Genomic DNA, 15,589 nt, shown 5'->3' with positions numbered 1-15,589 from the left:
CGTGAAACCTAAGGACACCATTTGGAAAGCCTGTTAAACCTCTCTCTGGGGAGTGAGTCCAGAGTCAGGGTATTACAAATAACCGATTCTCACCTGTTCGCCAAAAAGCATGAAACGCTGTTAGGAGTAAACACCTGGGAGAGCTATCAGGCGGTACTGAATGCGATCCGGGCTCAGCAGCGTTCGTGCGATCTGATCGTCGCCACCGGCGATTTGGCGCAGGATCATACCGCTGCGGCTTATCAGCACTTTGCTGAAGGTATCGCAAGCTTCGACGCACCCTGCGTCTGGCTGCCGGGCAATCACGATTTTCAACCTGCCATGTACAGCGCGCTGCAGGATGCGGGGATCTCCTCCGCGAAACGTGTTTTTGTCGGTGAGCAGTGGCAAATCCTGCTGCTCGACAGCCAGGTGTTTGGCGTTCCGCACGGTGAGCTAAGCGAATTTCAGCTCGACTGGCTGGAGAAAAAACTCGCCGACAGTCCGCAGCGTCATACGTTACTGCTTCTGCATCACCACCCGCTGCCGTCCGGCTGCAGCTGGCTCGATCAGCACAGCCTGCGCAACGCCGCGGAGCTGGATAACGTGCTGCAACGCTTTCCTCAGGTGCGCACGCTGCTCTGCGGGCATATCCACCAGGAACTCGATCTCGACTGGAATGGCCGCCGCCTGCTGGCGACGCCGTCGACCTGCGTGCAGTTTAAGCCGCACTGCGCCAGCTTCACGCTGGATACCATCGCGCCAGGCTGGCGCTGGCTGGATCTCTACCCCGACGGAACGCTGCACACTGAAGTGTGCCGCCTGGCGGGGAGTGAATTCAGGCCTGATACCGCTTCAGAAGGCTATTGATGTCAACGCTTCTTTATCTCCATGGTTTCAACAGTTCGCCCAGCTCCGGCAAAGCGACGCAGCTGGCGCAATGGGTCGCACAGCATCATCCACATATTGAAATGGTGGTGCCGCAGCTGCCGCCCTATCCGGCCGAAGCCGCAGAAATGCTGGAGTCGCTGGTGCTTGCACGGGGCGGAAAAACGCTCGGTATTGTCGGCTCTTCGCTCGGCGGTTATCTGGCGACCTGGCTCTCGCAATGCTTTATGCTGCCGGCGGTGGTGGTCAATCCTGCGGTACGGCCGTTTGAATTGCTGGCGGATTATCTTGGCCCTAACGAGAACCCCTACACAGGGCAGCAATATGTGCTAGAGTCTCGCCATATTTACGAGCTCAAAGTGATGCAAGTTGACCCGCTTGAGGCGCCGGATCTGATCTGGCTGCTGCAACAAACCGGGGACGAAGTGCTCGATTACCGCCAGGCGGTGGCCTATTACGATGCCTGCCGCCAGACAGTTGAAGAGGGCGGAAATCACGCCTTCACGGGCTTTGAGAAACATTTCACACAGATTATCGATTTCCTTGGGCTTGAATAAGCCGCCGGAAACGATGCGATCACTATCTACGAATACACCATGACGCAATCCTATAACGCTGATGCCATAGAGGTACTCACCGGGCTTGAGCCGGTTCGCCGCCGTCCGGGGATGTATACCGATACCACGCGCCCTAACCATCTGGGGCAGGAAGTTATTGATAACAGCGTGGATGAAGCGCTGGCGGGCCACGCGAAGCGCGTAGAGGTCATTCTTCACGCCGATCAGTCGCTGGAAGTTATCGACGACGGGCGCGGCATGCCGGTGGATATCCACCCGGAAGAGGGCGTTCCTGCCGTCGAACTGATCCTCTGCCGCCTGCACGCGGGCGGGAAGTTCTCCAACAAAAACTACCAGTTCTCAGGCGGCCTGCACGGCGTCGGCATTTCGGTGGTTAACGCCCTGTCACGCCGCGTAGAAGTGACCGTCAAACGCGACGGCCAGGTCTACAGCATCGCCTTCGAGAATGGCGACAAGGTGCAGGATCTGAAAGTGATCGGCACCTGCGGTAAGCGCAATACCGGCACCAGCGTGCACTTCTGGCCCGATGAATCCTTCTTCGACAGCCCGCGCTTCTCCGTCTCCCGCCTGATGCATCTGCTGAAAGCGAAAGCGGTGCTCTGCCCGGGCGTTGAGATTGTCTTTAAAGACAATGTGAATAATGCCGAGCAGCGCTGGTGCTATCAGGATGGTCTGAACGACTACCTGAGCGAAGCGGTAAATGGCCTGCCGACGCTGCCGGAAAAGCCGTTTATCGGCAACTTCTCCGCCGAAACGGAAGCGGTGGACTGGGCGCTGCTCTGGCTGCCGGAAGGCGGCGAGCTGCTGACCGAAAGCTACGTCAACCTGATCCCGACTATGCAGGGCGGCACCCACGTTAACGGACTGCGCCAGGGCCTGCTTGATGCGATGCGCGAATTCTGCGAATACCGCAATATCCTGCCGCGCGGCGTGAAGCTCTCGGCGGAAGATATCTGGGATCGCTGTGCTTACGTGCTGTCGGTCAAAATGCAGGATCCGCAGTTTGCCGGGCAGACCAAAGAGCGTCTCTCCTCCCGTCAGTGCGCGGCGTTCGTCTCCGGCGTGGTGAAAGATGCCTTCAGCCTGTGGCTGAACCAGAATATTCAGACTGCGGAAATGCTGGCGGAGATGGCGATCTCCAGCGCTCAGCGCCGCATGCGCGCCGCCAAAAAAGTGGTGCGTAAAAAGCTCACCAGCGGCCCGGCGTTGCCCGGTAAGCTGGCGGATTGCACCGCGCAGGATCTCTCGCGCACCGAACTCTTCCTGGTGGAAGGGGACTCCGCGGGCGGATCGGCGAAACAGGCGCGCGATCGCGAGTTTCAGGCGATCATGCCGCTGAAGGGGAAGATCCTTAACACTTGGGAAGTCTCCTCCGATGAAGTGCTGGCCTCGCAGGAGGTGCATGATATTTCGGTGGCGATCGGTATCGATCCGGACAGCGAAGATCTCAGCCAGCTGCGCTACGGCAAGATCTGTATCCTGGCGGATGCGGACTCCGACGGGCTGCACATCGCCACGCTGCTCTGCGCGCTGTTTGTGAAACATTTCCGTACGCTTGTGAAAAACGGTCACGTCTACGTTGCGCTGCCCCCGCTCTACCGTATCGATCTCGGCAAAGAGGTCTATTACGCGTTAACGGAAGAGGAAAAAACCGGCGTGCTGGAGCAGTTGAAACGCAAAAAGGGCAAACCGAACGTACAGCGCTTTAAAGGGCTGGGCGAGATGAACCCGATGCAGCTGCGTGAAACCACGCTCGATCCGAATACGCGCCGCCTGGTGCAGCTCATCATCAGCGATGAAGATGACAAGCAGACCGACGCCATGATGGATATGTTGCTGGCTAAGAAGCGCTCAGAAGATCGACGCAACTGGCTGCAAGAGAAGGGCGATACGGCGGAGATCGAAGCCTGATCCCTGTGCCCGGTGGCGCTCCGCTTGCCGGGCTGGTCAACGCTTTCAGGTTTTATGTAGGCCGGATAAGGCGCAAGCCGCCATCCGGCATGTTGTGCATCTTATCTGAAGCGTGTGGCTGTGTAGATCTCATCGTTCTCGCGTTTGCCCACACCGATCACCGTCACGGTGATGATCTCCTCTTCGACTTTATAGACCAGCCGGTATCCCGCACCGCGTAGCTTAATTTTGTACTGATCTTTGCGCCCACGGAGCTGTGCTGCCGGGACGCGCGGGTTTTCGAGCCGCTCCTGAAGCTTCTTTTTGAACTGTTCGCGAACGGTGCTTCCCAGCTTCTTCCACTCCTTTAATGCCGATACGTTGAACGCCAACTTATAGGTCATCAAGCTTGACCTCGATGGTGGGCTCATCAGCACGCTCGTCCGCAATGCGCCCCAGCTCTTCGTCTTCAAGCATCTCCATCAGGCGTGCATAGAGCGCGGGCGGGACGCAGTAGAACGCGGGTTCATTGCGATTAAGAATGGCAACCGGCGCGCCTTCACCGGCATTAAATGTCCCCATCGGGTCACGTTTCAGTTCGGTGATGCTGGCTGCGGTGGTCGTCAGAATCTGGAATGGCATGATCGTTCTCCTGTCAAAGAGAGGCCATTATGGTGCATTAAAAAGTGCTTTTAAAGGTGCTTTTTAAGGGCGTGTTCGTTGCGATGGTTCTTCCTGTACTGCAGCGGCGTTTCGCCGATGCCGCGTTTAAACGCGCTAATAAAATAGGTCACATCGGAAAACCCGACATCAAGGGCGATCTCGCGGATGCTGAGCGGTGTGTGAAGCAGCGAGTCGCACGCTTTGCGCAGACGCAGGGTGTTTAAATATTGATGGATCGGCTCGCCGGTCTCGAAATGAAAGCGGCGCGAGACATAGCTGCGCGACTTACCAAGATCCCCGGCGAGCCGTTGCAGGCTAAACTTCTGCCGGTAATTCTCTTGTAGCCAGAACATTACTGGCGTGGCGATCCCGCTCTGCTCTTCCGGTAATTTCTCAATATCCTCCGGCAACATACTTAACAGATTCAGCAGCAGGCAGGCGACCTGCTCGACATTCAGGCTGCGGTTCTCCGCCAGCTTCCCATAACAGCTAAACAGATGATCGATATGGGGATGGATATCGGCCGCGTCCATCACCACCGCCGCGCCGCCGCGTAAGGAGAGGCGCTGTAAACGCTGGTGATTATGTGGAAAATCGCGCAGGTGTTTCAGCACCACATGGTGATCGACATGGATAATGGTGCGGCGATAACAATCTTGCGCCTGCTCATCCACCATCACCCGGTGCAGCGTAAAAGGCGGAAAGAAAAAGAGCCTGCCGGGCCGCATGGTGTAGTGGCGATTATCAACAATCACCACGCCAAAACCCTCTTCGACATAAAGCACTTCCAGGCATTGATGCCAGTGGTGGTACCGCACGGTATTGGCGTAAAGGCGACTAAACGACACGATCGCGTCGTTGAGGGTAATCAGTTCCAGCCGCTCTGCCTGCAAGCCTGAAGTCATGGTGCAATCAATCTCAATTTTTACTTCCCTGTAGCCATTTATAAACCACGGTTTTAAATTTTCTCAATAACGGGTTCAGAGAAGTTACGGCGGTGTGACAGAGGTAACATTTCACCGCGCTGTTCATTAACTATTCTTCTGCCACACATCAGGGGAGGAAAGGTTATGCAGGCGGCGCACGAGAAAAAATCAAATCCATTGTCATCCCGCGACGAGGTGGTCAGCGCGCTGACTACCATGCTCGACGCGCTGGATAAACAATTTCCGGCCGGTGCGGCGCAATTCTCCCTCGGTGCTACCAGCGCCCACTACAGCGATGAGATTGCTGAAATGGAGGGGCTCTCCCGTGCGCTGTGGGGGCTGTTCCCGCTGATGGCGGGCGGCGATGCACAACCCTTCAGCGAGAAATATCTGGCGGCGATCAAGCGCGGCACCGATCCGCAGGATAGCGGCTACTGGGGCGACACCGTGGCATACGATCAGCGGCTGGTGGAGATGGCGGCCTACGGTCTCGGGCTGGCACTGCTGGGTGATAAATTCACGCTGAACTTCAGTGCGCAGGAAACCGAAAACCTCTACCGCTGGCTTAACCAGATCACCGAAGCGGAAATGCCCGACAGCAACTGGAACTTCTTCGCCATCATGGTGCAACTGGGCTTCAAACGCGCCGGTTTGCCGTGGGATGCGCAGGCGATTAAACGCCGCTTTGCGATGATGGATGCCTACTATCTTGGCGAGGGTTGGTACTCCGACGGCCCCGGCCGACCAAAAGATTACTACATCTCGATGGCGTTTCATTTTTACGGCCTGATCTACGCCACGCTGAATGGCGAAGAGGACGCACCGCGCGCGGCAACCATTCGCGAGCGCGCCAGCCTGTTTGCCGAGGACTTTATCTATATGTCAGCGGCAGAAGGGGAGTCAGTGCCGTTTGGCCGCAGCCTCACCTATCGCTTTGCGATGATCGCCTTCTGGAGCGCCGTCGCCTTTGCTGACCTGCCGGTCTTGACGCCGAGCGTGGTAAAAGGCGTGATCCTGCGCCACCTGCGCTGGTGGCTTAAACAACCCATCTTCGATCGCGACGGCATTCTGACGCTCGGTTTTGCCTACCCGAACCTGGCGATGTGCGAGGATTACAACTCACCCGGCTCGCCCTACTGGGCGCTGAAGGTTTTCTTGATCCTCGCGCTGCCCGCCTCTCACCCCTTCTGGCACGCCGAAGAGCAGCCGTTACCGCGGCTCGACGCGCAGCGCGTAATTGCCCCTGCCGGGCAGCTTATCGTGCACAGCGAAGAGTCAAAGCATGTCTGGATGCTGACCGCAGGACAGCTGGAGTTGAACAACTACGTCAATACCGAAGCGAAATACACCAAATTTGCCTACTCCAGCCGCTTTGGTTTCACCATTGAGCGCGGGCGCTACGGCATCAAGCATGCCGCCTGCGACTCAATGCTGCTGCTGAGTGAAGGGGATAACTACTTTCGTGGCCGCCGCGAGTGCGACGAAGTGGTGATAAGCGAGCAGGCGATCTTCTCCCGCTGGTCGCCGTGGCATGACGTACAGATCGCCACCTGGCTCATCCCCTGCGGCGAGTGGCACCTTCGCGTTCACCGCATCGACACCGCCCGCGCGCTGACCAGCGTGGAAGGGGGCTTTGCGGTGCTGAAAGCGCCCCATCGCTCTGAGCAGCACGGCAGCCTGGTGGTTGCTGAAAACGGCGTCAGCGGCATTTTCAACCTGCTTGCCGATGTCCCGCGCGAGGCGGATAGCGTCATCACGCCGCCTAACAGCAGCATCATGTTTTCGCCCTGCGCCTCCATTCCGGTGCTGCGCACCGAGATTGCTGCAGGCCAGCAGTGGCTGGCGTGTGCCGTGCAGGCGGCAACCTGCGAACTGGCATTTAACCCGCTCTTACCGGAACTGCTTATCAACAATAACGCGCTGGTGATCCATCAACCGGGGCAGAAAAACCGTATCGAGATTGCACTTTGATGCCCGGCGCTGGCCGGGAAATAACGCTGAACCCTACATGCTTTCGTCGAGGATAGTATGGAAAAAATCACCATAAATAATAAAACTGAATATTACAAAATCAGCACCTTTATCTTTCTCTACTTTTTTACCTGGTCGGCGAGCATTGGTTTGCTGGCGATCTGGCTGGGACAAAAAGCCAATTTAAGCGGGACGGTGATCGGCACGGTCTTTGCCGTTAACGGTATCTTCTCCGTTATTCTGAAACCGATTTATGGCTATATCCTGGATAAAATCGGCATGAGCAAATACCTGCTCTATTTTGTCGTGCTGATGTCCGCCTTAATGGCACCGTTCTTTATCTATGTCTATCAGCCGCTATTAATGTCCAACACCCTGGTCGGGATTATTGTTGGCGCTATCTATTTAAGCTTCGCGTGGTATGCGGGCGTGGCGGCGTGCGAATCCTATACCGACCGTTACAGCCGCTTAAACGGCATGGAGTTTGGGCAGATCCGCATGTGGGGATCGCTGGGCTGGGCGGTGGCTTCCTCTTTCTCCGGCCTGCTGTTTAACCTCTCTCCGGCCTATAACTTCATCATGGGTTCTGTGGCGTCGCTGATCATGCTGGCAGTGCTGCTGAGCCTGAAAGTGAATGTCCACTCCGCCCATGCGGGCGAAGTGCTAACCAAAGAGAAGATCGCGCCTGCCGACGTCTATGCGCTGCTGCGTAACCGCAAATTCTGGGCCTTCTGCCTCTATGTCGCCGGTGTCGCGTGGATGATGTTTATCGCCGAACAGCAGTTCTCACGCTACTTCGTCACCTTCTTTGACGATGTGCATGAAGGCAATGCGGTGTTTGGTTATCTGGGCACGGTGCAGTCGGGCATGAAATTTGTCATGTATATGGTCATCCCGCTGTTTGTGAACTTTATTGGTGCCAAGCGCGGATTATTAATTGTCGGCCTGATTGTCGGCGCGCGGTTAATTATCTCCGGGCTGTGCGAATCGCATCTGCTTATTTCGATCCTCAAACCGCTCTACGGTCTCGAAATCTGTTTGCTGCTGGTGTCGGTATTTAAATATATCGCCGAGCATTTCGATAAACGCGTTAATGCCACCATGTATCTGCTGGGCTACCAGGCGATGCTCTACGTCGGCAATGTGGTGGTCTCGTCGCCCGCCGGGATTTTGTATGACCGCATCGGCTTTGAACACACCTACATCATCATGGGCGCGATTGCGCTGACCTTTACCTTTATCTCCCTGTTTACCCTGTCTGCCTGCCAGAGCAAATGGCGGCAAGCCCGCACGCTGGATGCGAAAACTGCAGGGTAATGGCTATCCGATTATCGAACAGAGAAGGAACCGAACAATGTTAAGTAAAATCAACGAGGAAACGTTACGCCCATGCCCGGCTGCGCCCGATGCGCAGACCTTTAAAGATGAGCTGGACTCTGCGCGTAGCCACACCCTTGAACTGATTCGCCGTCATTTAACCGAGTTCGGTGAGCAGTTCCCGGCGGAGACCTGCGTCGACGGCTTTTACCCGCTGACCGGCAACGTCGAGTGGACCACCAGCTTCTGGACCGGGCAGCTGTGGCTGGCATGGGAGATGAGCGGCGACGAAGCGTTTCGCGCGCTGGCTGAGCGCCACGTGCGCTCCTTTGGCCTGCGCATCGCCGGACGCGAAGACACCAACACCCACGATCTCGGCTTTTTATACACGCTCTCCTGCGTGGCGGCCTGGCGCTTAACCGGCAACCGCGACGCGCGCGGCTTTGGGCTACTGGCGGCCGAGGCACTGCTGGAGCGCTTTCATGAAAAAGCGCAGATCATCCAGGCGTGGGGCGATCTTAACGATCCTGCCCAGGCCGGGCGGATGATCATCGACTGCAATATGAACCTGCCGCTGCTCTACTGGGCGACGGAGCAAACCGGCGACCGGCGCTTTGCCGATGCCGCCGAAGCCCACGTGCGCCAGGCGGCGAAATACCTTATCCGCGAAGATGCCTCGACCTTTCACACCTACTATATGGATGTGCAGACCGGCGCGCCGCGTTATGGCAATACCCAGCAGGGCTACGCCGATGATTCCTGCTGGTCGCGAGGCCAGGCGTGGGGCATTTACGGCTTCCTGCTGAGCTATATCTATACCGGCGATAAAGAGATGGTGGCGCTGTCAAAACGGCTGGCGAACTACTTCCTCAACCGCCTGCCGGAAGATGCGGTCTGCCACTGGGATCTGGCGCTGGTGGGCACCGATGCGCTGCGCGACTCCTCGTCGGCGGCGATTGCGGTCTGCGGCTTGCTGGAGCTGGTTAAGCAGTTACCGGTGACCGACCCGGATCGCGCCCATTACCAGCAGTGGGCAATGCGTATTATGTCATCGCTGAGTAAGCACTATCTGGCGGGCAAGCAGGAGGCGACCAACGGCCTGCTTAAGCACTCGGTCTACCATCTGTCGAGCAATAAAGGGGTGGATGAGTGTGCAAGCTGGGGGGATTACTTCTATGTCGAAGCGCTGGCGCGTTTCTCGCTGAGCTGGAAGTTGTACTGGTAAACAAAGGGCCGGCAAGCGCCGGCCTGAGTATTCTCCCCCCGCCTGGCGGTGAGGGGAAGGCTGTTACAGACCCGATTCGAGAATACGGATATGGGTCTCGAGGACATCGCCTTTTACTGCTTCGCTCCACGCTTTCATGTGGGGCGTTTGCAGGTGCGCTTCAAGATGCGCCACGCTTTCCCAACGCTCAACCATTGTGATGGAATCCGGCGCGGTCGTCTGGAAGCTGACGCCAGCGGCGTGGTCGATCAGCGGCTCATAGCCGTGGCAGCCTGCTTCTTGCAGCACAACCGGTACAATTTTCGCGAACTCATCAAGCACGGCCTGGCGATGGTGCTGCCCCGGGCGAGTGCGGATCTCTGCTACTACTGTCAACATGGTTTACTCCTTTTAAGTCCAGCTACAGTTAAGCAAAAATCTCCGCCAGATGCTTGCGATATTCTGCAATATAACGCGGGACGTCCGGCATTTTGATCACGTCATTAGCGATAAATGTCGGCAATGCGTCCATGCCGAGGAACTGGTTCGCTTTATGGAACGGCAGGTAAACACCGTCAACACCGACGCCGTGGAAGAACTGCTCTTTATCGGTAAAGGCGTCGATTGGCGCGTTCCAGGTGAGCGACAGCATGTAGGTTTTGCCCTGGATTAATCCGCCGGAGCCATACTTCTTCGCCGCGTCGGAGCGGGTACGACCATCGCTGGCATACAGTGAACCGTGGCCTTCGGTAAAGACATCATCCATATACTTTTTCACCGTCCACGGTGCGCCCATCCACCAGCCCGGCATCTGCCAGATCACCGTGTCGGCCCACAGGAAGTTCTCCACTTCCGCTTTAACGTCGTACTCGCCGTCGGTACGCACGGTTTTCACTTCGTGCCCGGCATCGCGCAGGAAGCTGGCCGCAACGTCGGTCAGGGTATCGTTCAGTTCGCCATTGGAGTGCGCGAATTTCTTCGCGCCGTTGATAATCAGAATGTTGCTCATTTTTTGTTCCCGCATAAATACGTTTGTCGGCGATTCTATCCGTATCAACGGGGCGATTAAATTGGCAATAATGGCAAAGACTTTTGCGCAATAAGCAATAATCCCTCTACCAGCGCAGAGTAACGATAAAACCGCCCTCCGGATGATTAGCAAAGGTGGCCTGCATCTGATGCAGAGCGGCAATACGCTGGACAATCGATAACCCCAGCCCGCTGCCGGTTTCACTCTGCCCCGGCGGGCGATAGAAGCGCTCGCCAATCCGCGCCAGCGCCTCGTCGCTGACGCCTGGGCCATTATCCCGCACGCTCAGGCCGTTGGCTTCAAGGGTGACATCCACCACGCTGCCCGGCGGGCTGTAGCGGATGGCGTTATCAAGCAGGTTGCGCACCAGCAGGCTGAGCAGCAGCGGCTGGCCCTGGCGGCGCACGCCGTGGGCATTCAGATGCAGGCGGATATCCATTCCCGCCTGCTGCGCGCTGTGGTAGGTCTCCATCACTGCCGATTGCAGCAGCGCATCCAGCTCCAGCGTCTCGACATCCTCCATATGCTCCAGCGAATCGAGGCGCGAAAGGGTTAACAGCTGATCGACCAGCCGGGTCGCGCGGTCGATCCCAAGATGTAACTGGCTTAGCGCTCTGGCGCGCGCGGTGGGATCGTCATCGAAGAGCTGTGCGACTTCCGTTTGCACTTTCAGCGCCGCCAGCGGGCTGCGCAGCTCATGGGCGGCGTCGGAGGTAAAGCGCCGCTCGCGCAGCATCATGGTATGCGTACGGGCAAAGAGTTGGTTGAGGGCATCCAGCAGCGGGCGCACTTCGCCGGGCACGCCGCGGGTTTCCAGCGCATCGGCGCGATCCGGGGCGCGCGTACGCAGCGCCAGCGCTACCTTTTTCAATGGTCGCAGTTCACGGGTCAGCAGGGCGATTAACAGTAACAACATTAACGGCAGCGCCACCAGCCACGGCGTCAGCTGTGAGGTGATGATCTCCAGCGCCATCTCCTGGCGATACTCCCACTCCTGACCAACCACAATGCGGTACTCGCCGCCGGGGGCGGTCAGCCACAAAAAGCGCCACTTATCGTCATCATCGCGCAGTTGCCCATCATCAAAGCCATCGCGACGCCAGGCGTAGGGGATATCACGCCCGTTGTCGCCATCGTGCAGCAGCAGTTTGCCGTCGGTGGAGTAGATGGCGAAGGCCAGCACGTCATCATCAAGATGGCCATGCTTAATCTTCTTTTTAGTGACCTGCGGCGCGGCGCTTTGCAACTGGTCCAGCTTCATCACGCTCAGGCGTTTGGCAAACAGCATCTGCTGGGTATCAAACAGCTTGTCGAGTTTGTCGCGCGTCTGCTGCCAGGCAACGACGCTGGCGCAGAGCCAGGCCGCCAGCGAAAGCAGCAAAAAGAGCAGCGTCAGACGCAGCCGCAGGCTATGGGGAAACGTAAATTTCATGCCTCTCCTAAGGTGTAGCCGATGCCGTGCACAGTGCGGATAAAGTCGCTGCCGAGCTTGCGGCGCAGATGGTGCACATGCACCTCCACCGCGTTGCTGGAGACATCCCCATCCCAGCTGTAGAGCTTCTCTTCAATCGCTTTGCGCGGCAGCACGCGCCCGACGTTGCGCAGCAGGAGCTCCAGCAGGGCGAACTCTTTCGGTTTCAGCACCAGCGTCTCGTTATGAAAGGTGGCGACCAGGCTTACCGGGTCGAGGGTGACCTGGCCGTGGCGCAGCAGGCTTTGCGCCTGGCCGTGGGTGCGGCGAATCAGCGCCTCCAGCCGGGCGGCCACTTCCACCAGCGCAAAGGGTTTGCAGAGATAGTCATCAGCGCCGAGCCGCAGCCCTTCGACCCGCTGCTCAATGGCGTCACGGGCGGTAAGGATCAGCACCGGCTCGCTGCGCTTCTGCTCACGCCAGTCGCGCAGGATGGTTAACCCATCAAGTCCCGGCAGCGTTAAGTCGAGGATCACCGCGTCATAAGGTGCGGCAAACAGCGCCGCTTTGCCTAGCTTGCCGTCGGTAAACCAGTCGACGGTGAAGCCTTTTTTGCCAAGGCCAGCCTTCAGACCGTCGCCAATCAGCGCATCATCTTCTATCAGCAGAATTCGCATACTCTCTCCGTGTACTCAGGCCTGGAGGCAGTTAACCCGCTCGCAGCGGGCGTTGTACAGCGAAAAATAATCTTTTTACGCCTTAAGAAGTTGTTAAGAAGTGGCTGGCTTAATGGAGCCTTACCAACAAAAAGGGAGAGATAAGATGAAAAAGTTTGCTGCTATCACCGCTGTTCTCGCACTCTGCGCCGCGCCGGCATTTGCTGCTAATCAGGGCGGTTTTACCGGCCCGGGGGCGGCACAACAACAAACCACCTCTCAGCAGGGCGGCGGCTTTACCGGGCCAAACGGCAGTAAAGCGACCGTTGAGAGCGCAAAATCCCTGCGCGATGATGCCTGGGTTACGCTTAGCGGGAACATCGTTGAGCGCATCTCGGATGATACCTACTCCTTCAAAGATGCCACCGGCACCATCAATGTCGATATTGACCAGAAACGCTGGAAAGGGCTGAGCGTCGGACCGCAGGATAAGGTCGAAATCCAGGGTGAAGTGGACAAAGACTGGAACTCCGTTGAGATCGACGTAAAAGAGATCCGCAAAGTCGGTCAGTAAGCGCTGACCGCGCGTGAAAAAATCGCTCATCGCTATGACTCCTCGCCGCAGATAGGGTAGTATCTGCGGCAATATTGCCGCCGAAAAGGTGGGCGCATACGTTGAGGAATCACGATTAATGAGCGATATGGCAGAGCGCCTTGCGCTGCATGAATTTACGGAAAACGCATACCTGAACTACTCCATGTACGTCATCATGGATCGTGCGTTGCCGTTTATCGGTGATGGCCTGAAACCCGTTCAGCGTCGCATCGTCTACGCAATGTCTGAACTGGGGCTGAGCGCCAGCGCGAAGTTCAAGAAATCCGCCCGTACCGTGGGCGACGTTCTGGGTAAATACCACCCGCACGGCGACAGCGCCTGCTATGAAGCGATGGTGCTGATGGCGCAGCCCTTCTCCTATCGCTACCCGCTGGTCGACGGCCAGGGGAACTGGGGGGCACCGGACGATCCGAAGTCCTTTGCCGCCATGCGTTATACCGAATCCCGCCTGTCGAAATATGCCGAGCTGCTGCTGAGCGAGCTGGGGCAGGGCACCGTTGAGTGGGTGCCGAACTTCGACGGTACGCTGCAGGAGCCGAAAATGCTGCCTGCCCGCCTGCCGAATATTTTGCTGAACGGCACCACCGGGATTGCAGTCGGTATGGCGACGGACATTCCGCCGCACAACCTGCGCGAAGTCGCCAACGCGGCGATGGCGCTGATTGACCAGCCAAAAACCACCCTCGATGAGCTGCTGGATATTGTCCAGGGGCCGGACTACCCGACCGAAGCAGAGATCATCACTTCACGTGCTGAAATCCGCAAAATCTACCAGAACGGTCGCGGCTCCGTGCGTATGCGCGCGGTGTGGAAAAAAGAGGATGGCGCCGTGGTGATCACCGCGCTGCCGCACCAGGTCTCCGGTGCGCGTGTGCTGGAGCAGATCGCAAGCCAGATGCGCAATAAAAAATTGCCGATGGTCGACGACCTGCGCGATGAGTCGGACCACGAAAACCCGACCCGCCTGGTGGTAGTGCCGCGCTCCAACCGCGTCGATATGGATCAGGTGATGAACCACCTCTTCGCCACCACCGATCTGGAGAAGAGCTACCGCATCAACCTCAATATGATTGGCCTCGATGGTCGTCCGGCGGTGAAAAACCTGCTGGAGATCCTCACCGAATGGCTGACCTTCCGCCGCGATACGGTGCGCCGCCGCCTGAATCACCGCCTGGAGAAAGTGCTCAAGCGCCTGCATATCCTTGAAGGTTTGCTGGTGGCGTTCCTCAATATCGACGAAGTGATTGAGATTATCCGCGGCGAAGATGAGCCGAAGCCGGTGCTGATGTCGCGTTTCGGCATCAGCGAGACCCAGGCAGAAGCCATTCTTGAGTTAAAACTGCGCCATCTCGCCAAACTGGAAGAGATGAAGATCCGCGGCGAGCAGAGCGAGCTGGAAAAAGAGCGCGATCAGCTGCAAGCCATCCTCGCTTCCGAGCGCAAAATGAACACCCTGCTGAAAAAAGAGCTGCAGGCCGATGCCACCGCTTTCGGCGACGATCGCCGCTCACCGCTGCACGAGCGCGAAGAGGCCAAAGCGATGAGCGAGCACGATATGCTGCCGTCAGAGCCGGTGACGATTGTGCTGTCGCAGATGGGCTGGGTGCGCAGCGCCAAAGGGCATGACATTGACGCGCAGGGGCTGAGCTACAAAGCGGGCGACAGCTGGAAAGCGTCGGCGAAGGGCAAGAGCAACCAGCCGGTGGTATTTATCGATACCACCGGGCGCAGCTATGCCGTCGACCCGATTTCGCTGCCGTCGGCGCGCGGGCAGGGCGAGCCGATCACTGGCAAGCTGACGCTGCCGCCGGGCGCGACGGTTGAGCATATGATGATGAGCAATGAAGATCAGAAACTGCTGATGGCCTCCGATGCCGGTTACGGTTTCGTCTGTACCTTCAATGACTTAATTGCCCGTAACCGTGCCGGTAAAGCGCTGATCAACCTGCCGGAGAACGCGCGTGTGATGGCACCGATTGCCATCGAGCACGACGACGATATGCTGCTGGCGATCACCGCCGCCGGCCGCATGCTGATGTTCCCGGTCAGCGATCTGCCGCAGCTCTCGAAAGGCAAAGGCAACAAAATCATCGGCATTCCTTCCGCTGAAGCGGCGAAAGGCAGCGACGCGCTGGCGCACCTCTACCTGCTGCCTCCGCAGAGCACGCTGACGCTCCACGTCGGCAAACGCAAGATCAAACTGCGTCCGGAAGAGCTGCAAAAAGTGCATGGCGAGCGCGGACGTCGCGGTACGCTGATGCGCGGTTTGCAGAAGATTGACCGCATAGAGATCGACTCGCCGACCCGTCCGGGCGCGGGCGATAGCGAAGAGTAATCTTCATCATCCTCTCCCCGCCGCGTGCGGGGAGATATTTCTTAGAAATTTCCCGTAAAGACGTTGTTTATTCGCAGATTGCGATTAACAATACGTTCTTTTTAAAGGCCGCATAACACAAGCCC

15 protein-coding genes are annotated in these 15,589 nt (G+C 57.7%); 8 read left to right on the top strand and 7 right to left on the bottom strand.

The features are described 5' to 3' along the window. The first annotated feature begins 21 nt into the window (after positions 1–21). The 3 genes from cpdA to parE are packed head-to-tail and all read left to right on the top strand — an operon-like array spanning position 22 to position 3,356. Positions 22–849 (top strand): 3',5'-cyclic-AMP phosphodiesterase, encoded by an 828-nt coding sequence (cpdA, locus tag SOM48_RS11045; protein ID WP_076769222.1) that lies wholly within the window; start codon positions 22–24, stop codon positions 847–849. Beyond that, positions 849–1,424, top strand: coding sequence for an esterase YqiA (gene yqiA, locus SOM48_RS11040; protein WP_023480978.1), 576 nt, complete (start codon positions 849–851; stop codon positions 1,422–1,424). Before cpdA ends, yqiA begins: the two co-directional genes overlap by 1 nt. Positions 1,425–1,463: 39 nt before the next feature. Next, the gene (gene parE / locus SOM48_RS11035; protein WP_042717986.1) at positions 1,464–3,356 is read left to right on the top strand and encodes a DNA topoisomerase IV subunit B; all 1,893 of its coding nucleotides are present in this window, start codon (positions 1,464–1,466) and stop codon (positions 3,354–3,356) included. Positions 3,357–3,457: 101 nt separating this feature from the next. Here parE and SOM48_RS11030 read toward each other — a convergent pair whose 3' ends face one another. The 3 genes from SOM48_RS11030 to SOM48_RS11020 are packed head-to-tail and all read right to left on the bottom strand — an operon-like array spanning position 3,458 to position 4,903. Next, the gene (locus SOM48_RS11030; protein ID WP_139567164.1) at positions 3,458–3,739 is read right to left on the bottom strand and encodes a type II toxin-antitoxin system RelE family toxin; all 282 of its coding nucleotides are present in this window, start codon (positions 3,737–3,739) and stop codon (positions 3,458–3,460) included. Continuing rightward, a complete protein-coding gene (locus tag SOM48_RS11025) occupies positions 3,729–3,977 on the bottom strand; it encodes a type II toxin-antitoxin system Phd/YefM family antitoxin (RefSeq protein WP_042717989.1) in 249 nt (82 codons plus the stop codon). The genes SOM48_RS11030 and SOM48_RS11025 overlap by 11 nt, the downstream gene beginning before the upstream one ends. A gap of 50 nt (positions 3,978–4,027) precedes the next feature. Then, the gene (locus SOM48_RS11020) at positions 4,028–4,903 is read right to left on the bottom strand and encodes a helix-turn-helix transcriptional regulator (RefSeq protein ID WP_054803377.1); all 876 of its coding nucleotides are present in this window, start codon (positions 4,901–4,903) and stop codon (positions 4,028–4,030) included. A gap of 165 nt (positions 4,904–5,068) precedes the next feature. Here SOM48_RS11020 and SOM48_RS11015 point away from each other — a divergent pair, with 165 nt between their 5' ends. Genes SOM48_RS11015 through SOM48_RS11005 form a run of 3 tightly spaced genes read left to right on the top strand, consistent with a single transcriptional unit; the run spans position 5,069 to position 9,437 of the window. Beyond that, a complete protein-coding gene (locus SOM48_RS11015; protein WP_320511926.1) occupies positions 5,069–6,895 on the top strand; it encodes a DUF2264 domain-containing protein in 1,827 nt (608 codons plus the stop codon). A gap of 57 nt (positions 6,896–6,952) precedes the next feature. After that, positions 6,953–8,212, top strand: a complete 1,260-nt coding sequence (locus tag SOM48_RS11010; protein ID WP_320511925.1) for an oligosaccharide MFS transporter — start codon at positions 6,953–6,955, stop codon at positions 8,210–8,212. A gap of 37 nt (positions 8,213–8,249) precedes the next feature. Further along, positions 8,250–9,437, top strand: a complete 1,188-nt coding sequence (locus tag SOM48_RS11005; RefSeq protein ID WP_076769220.1) for a glycoside hydrolase family 88 protein — start codon at positions 8,250–8,252, stop codon at positions 9,435–9,437. A gap of 63 nt (positions 9,438–9,500) precedes the next feature. Here SOM48_RS11005 and SOM48_RS11000 read toward each other — a convergent pair whose 3' ends face one another. The 4 genes from SOM48_RS11000 to qseB form a co-directional block, all read right to left on the bottom strand. Then, complete coding sequence (locus SOM48_RS11000) at positions 9,501–9,815, bottom strand: putative quinol monooxygenase (RefSeq protein WP_023480887.1); 315 nt, start codon at positions 9,813–9,815, stop codon at positions 9,501–9,503. A 28-nt stretch (positions 9,816–9,843) separates the two neighbouring features. Next, a complete protein-coding gene (locus tag SOM48_RS10995; RefSeq protein WP_023480904.1) occupies positions 9,844–10,425 on the bottom strand; it encodes an NAD(P)H-dependent oxidoreductase in 582 nt (193 codons plus the stop codon). Between the two features lie 106 nt (positions 10,426–10,531). Next, entirely contained in the window at positions 10,532–11,878 is a 1,347-nt protein-coding gene (qseC, locus tag SOM48_RS10990) for a quorum sensing histidine kinase QseC (RefSeq protein ID WP_320511924.1), read from the bottom strand. Further along, on the bottom strand, positions 11,875–12,534 hold the full coding sequence (qseB, locus tag SOM48_RS10985) for a quorum sensing response regulator transcription factor QseB (RefSeq protein WP_042717998.1): 660 nt from the start codon (positions 12,532–12,534) through the stop codon (positions 11,875–11,877). Before qseB ends, qseC begins: the two co-directional genes overlap by 4 nt. 145 nt (positions 12,535–12,679) lie before the next feature. Here qseB and SOM48_RS10980 point away from each other — a divergent pair, with 145 nt between their 5' ends. Both SOM48_RS10980 and parC read left to right on the top strand, forming a co-directional pair. Next, positions 12,680–13,087, top strand: coding sequence for a YgiW/YdeI family stress tolerance OB fold protein (locus SOM48_RS10980; protein ID WP_054803380.1), 408 nt, complete (start codon positions 12,680–12,682; stop codon positions 13,085–13,087). A gap of 118 nt (positions 13,088–13,205) precedes the next feature. Beyond that, positions 13,206–15,464 carry a DNA topoisomerase IV subunit A gene (gene parC, locus SOM48_RS10975; RefSeq protein ID WP_076769219.1) on the top strand — a complete coding sequence of 753 codons (2,259 nt, stop codon included), beginning with the start codon at positions 13,206–13,208 and terminating at the stop codon, positions 15,462–15,464. Positions 15,465–15,589 lie beyond the last annotated feature (125 nt).

Source organism: Kosakonia sp. CFBP8986, assembly GCF_034044935.1.
GTDB lineage: Bacteria > Pseudomonadota > Gammaproteobacteria > Enterobacterales > Enterobacteriaceae > Kosakonia > Kosakonia cowanii.
The sequence above is the reverse complement of the archived record's forward strand: the minus strand, read 5'-3'. Positions and strand labels throughout refer to the sequence as shown.

Excerpts from the sequence above, each read along its gene's own strand:
- SOM48_RS11010 (WP_320511925.1), top strand. The coding sequence starts at position 6,953 with ATGGAAAAAATCACCATAAATAATAAAACTGAATATTACAAAATCAGC.
- SOM48_RS11015 (WP_320511926.1), top strand. The coding sequence starts at position 5,069 with ATGCAGGCGGCGCACGAGAAAAAATCAAATCCATTGTCATCCCGCGAC.
- SOM48_RS11020 (WP_054803377.1), bottom strand. The coding sequence starts at position 4,903 with ATGACTTCAGGCTTGCAGGCAGAGCGGCTGGAACTGATTACCCTCAAC.
- SOM48_RS11000 (WP_023480887.1), bottom strand. The coding sequence starts at position 9,815 with ATGTTGACAGTAGTAGCAGAGATCCGCACTCGCCCGGGGCAGCACCAT.
- SOM48_RS11025 (WP_042717989.1), bottom strand. The coding sequence starts at position 3,977 with ATGCCATTCCAGATTCTGACGACCACCGCAGCCAGCATCACCGAACTG.
- qseB (WP_042717998.1), bottom strand. The coding sequence starts at position 12,534 with ATGCGAATTCTGCTGATAGAAGATGATGCGCTGATTGGCGACGGTCTG.
- parE (WP_042717986.1), top strand. The coding sequence starts at position 1,464 with ATGACGCAATCCTATAACGCTGATGCCATAGAGGTACTCACCGGGCTT.
- yqiA (WP_023480978.1), top strand. The coding sequence starts at position 849 with ATGTCAACGCTTCTTTATCTCCATGGTTTCAACAGTTCGCCCAGCTCC.
- SOM48_RS11030 (WP_139567164.1), bottom strand. The coding sequence starts at position 3,739 with ATGACCTATAAGTTGGCGTTCAACGTATCGGCATTAAAGGAGTGGAAG.
- SOM48_RS10980 (WP_054803380.1), top strand. The coding sequence starts at position 12,680 with ATGAAAAAGTTTGCTGCTATCACCGCTGTTCTCGCACTCTGCGCCGCG.
- SOM48_RS10995 (WP_023480904.1), bottom strand. The coding sequence starts at position 10,425 with ATGAGCAACATTCTGATTATCAACGGCGCGAAGAAATTCGCGCACTCC.
- SOM48_RS11005 (WP_076769220.1), top strand. The coding sequence starts at position 8,250 with ATGTTAAGTAAAATCAACGAGGAAACGTTACGCCCATGCCCGGCTGCG.
- qseC (WP_320511924.1), bottom strand. The coding sequence starts at position 11,878 with ATGAAATTTACGTTTCCCCATAGCCTGCGGCTGCGTCTGACGCTGCTC.
- parC (WP_076769219.1), top strand. The coding sequence starts at position 13,206 with ATGAGCGATATGGCAGAGCGCCTTGCGCTGCATGAATTTACGGAAAAC.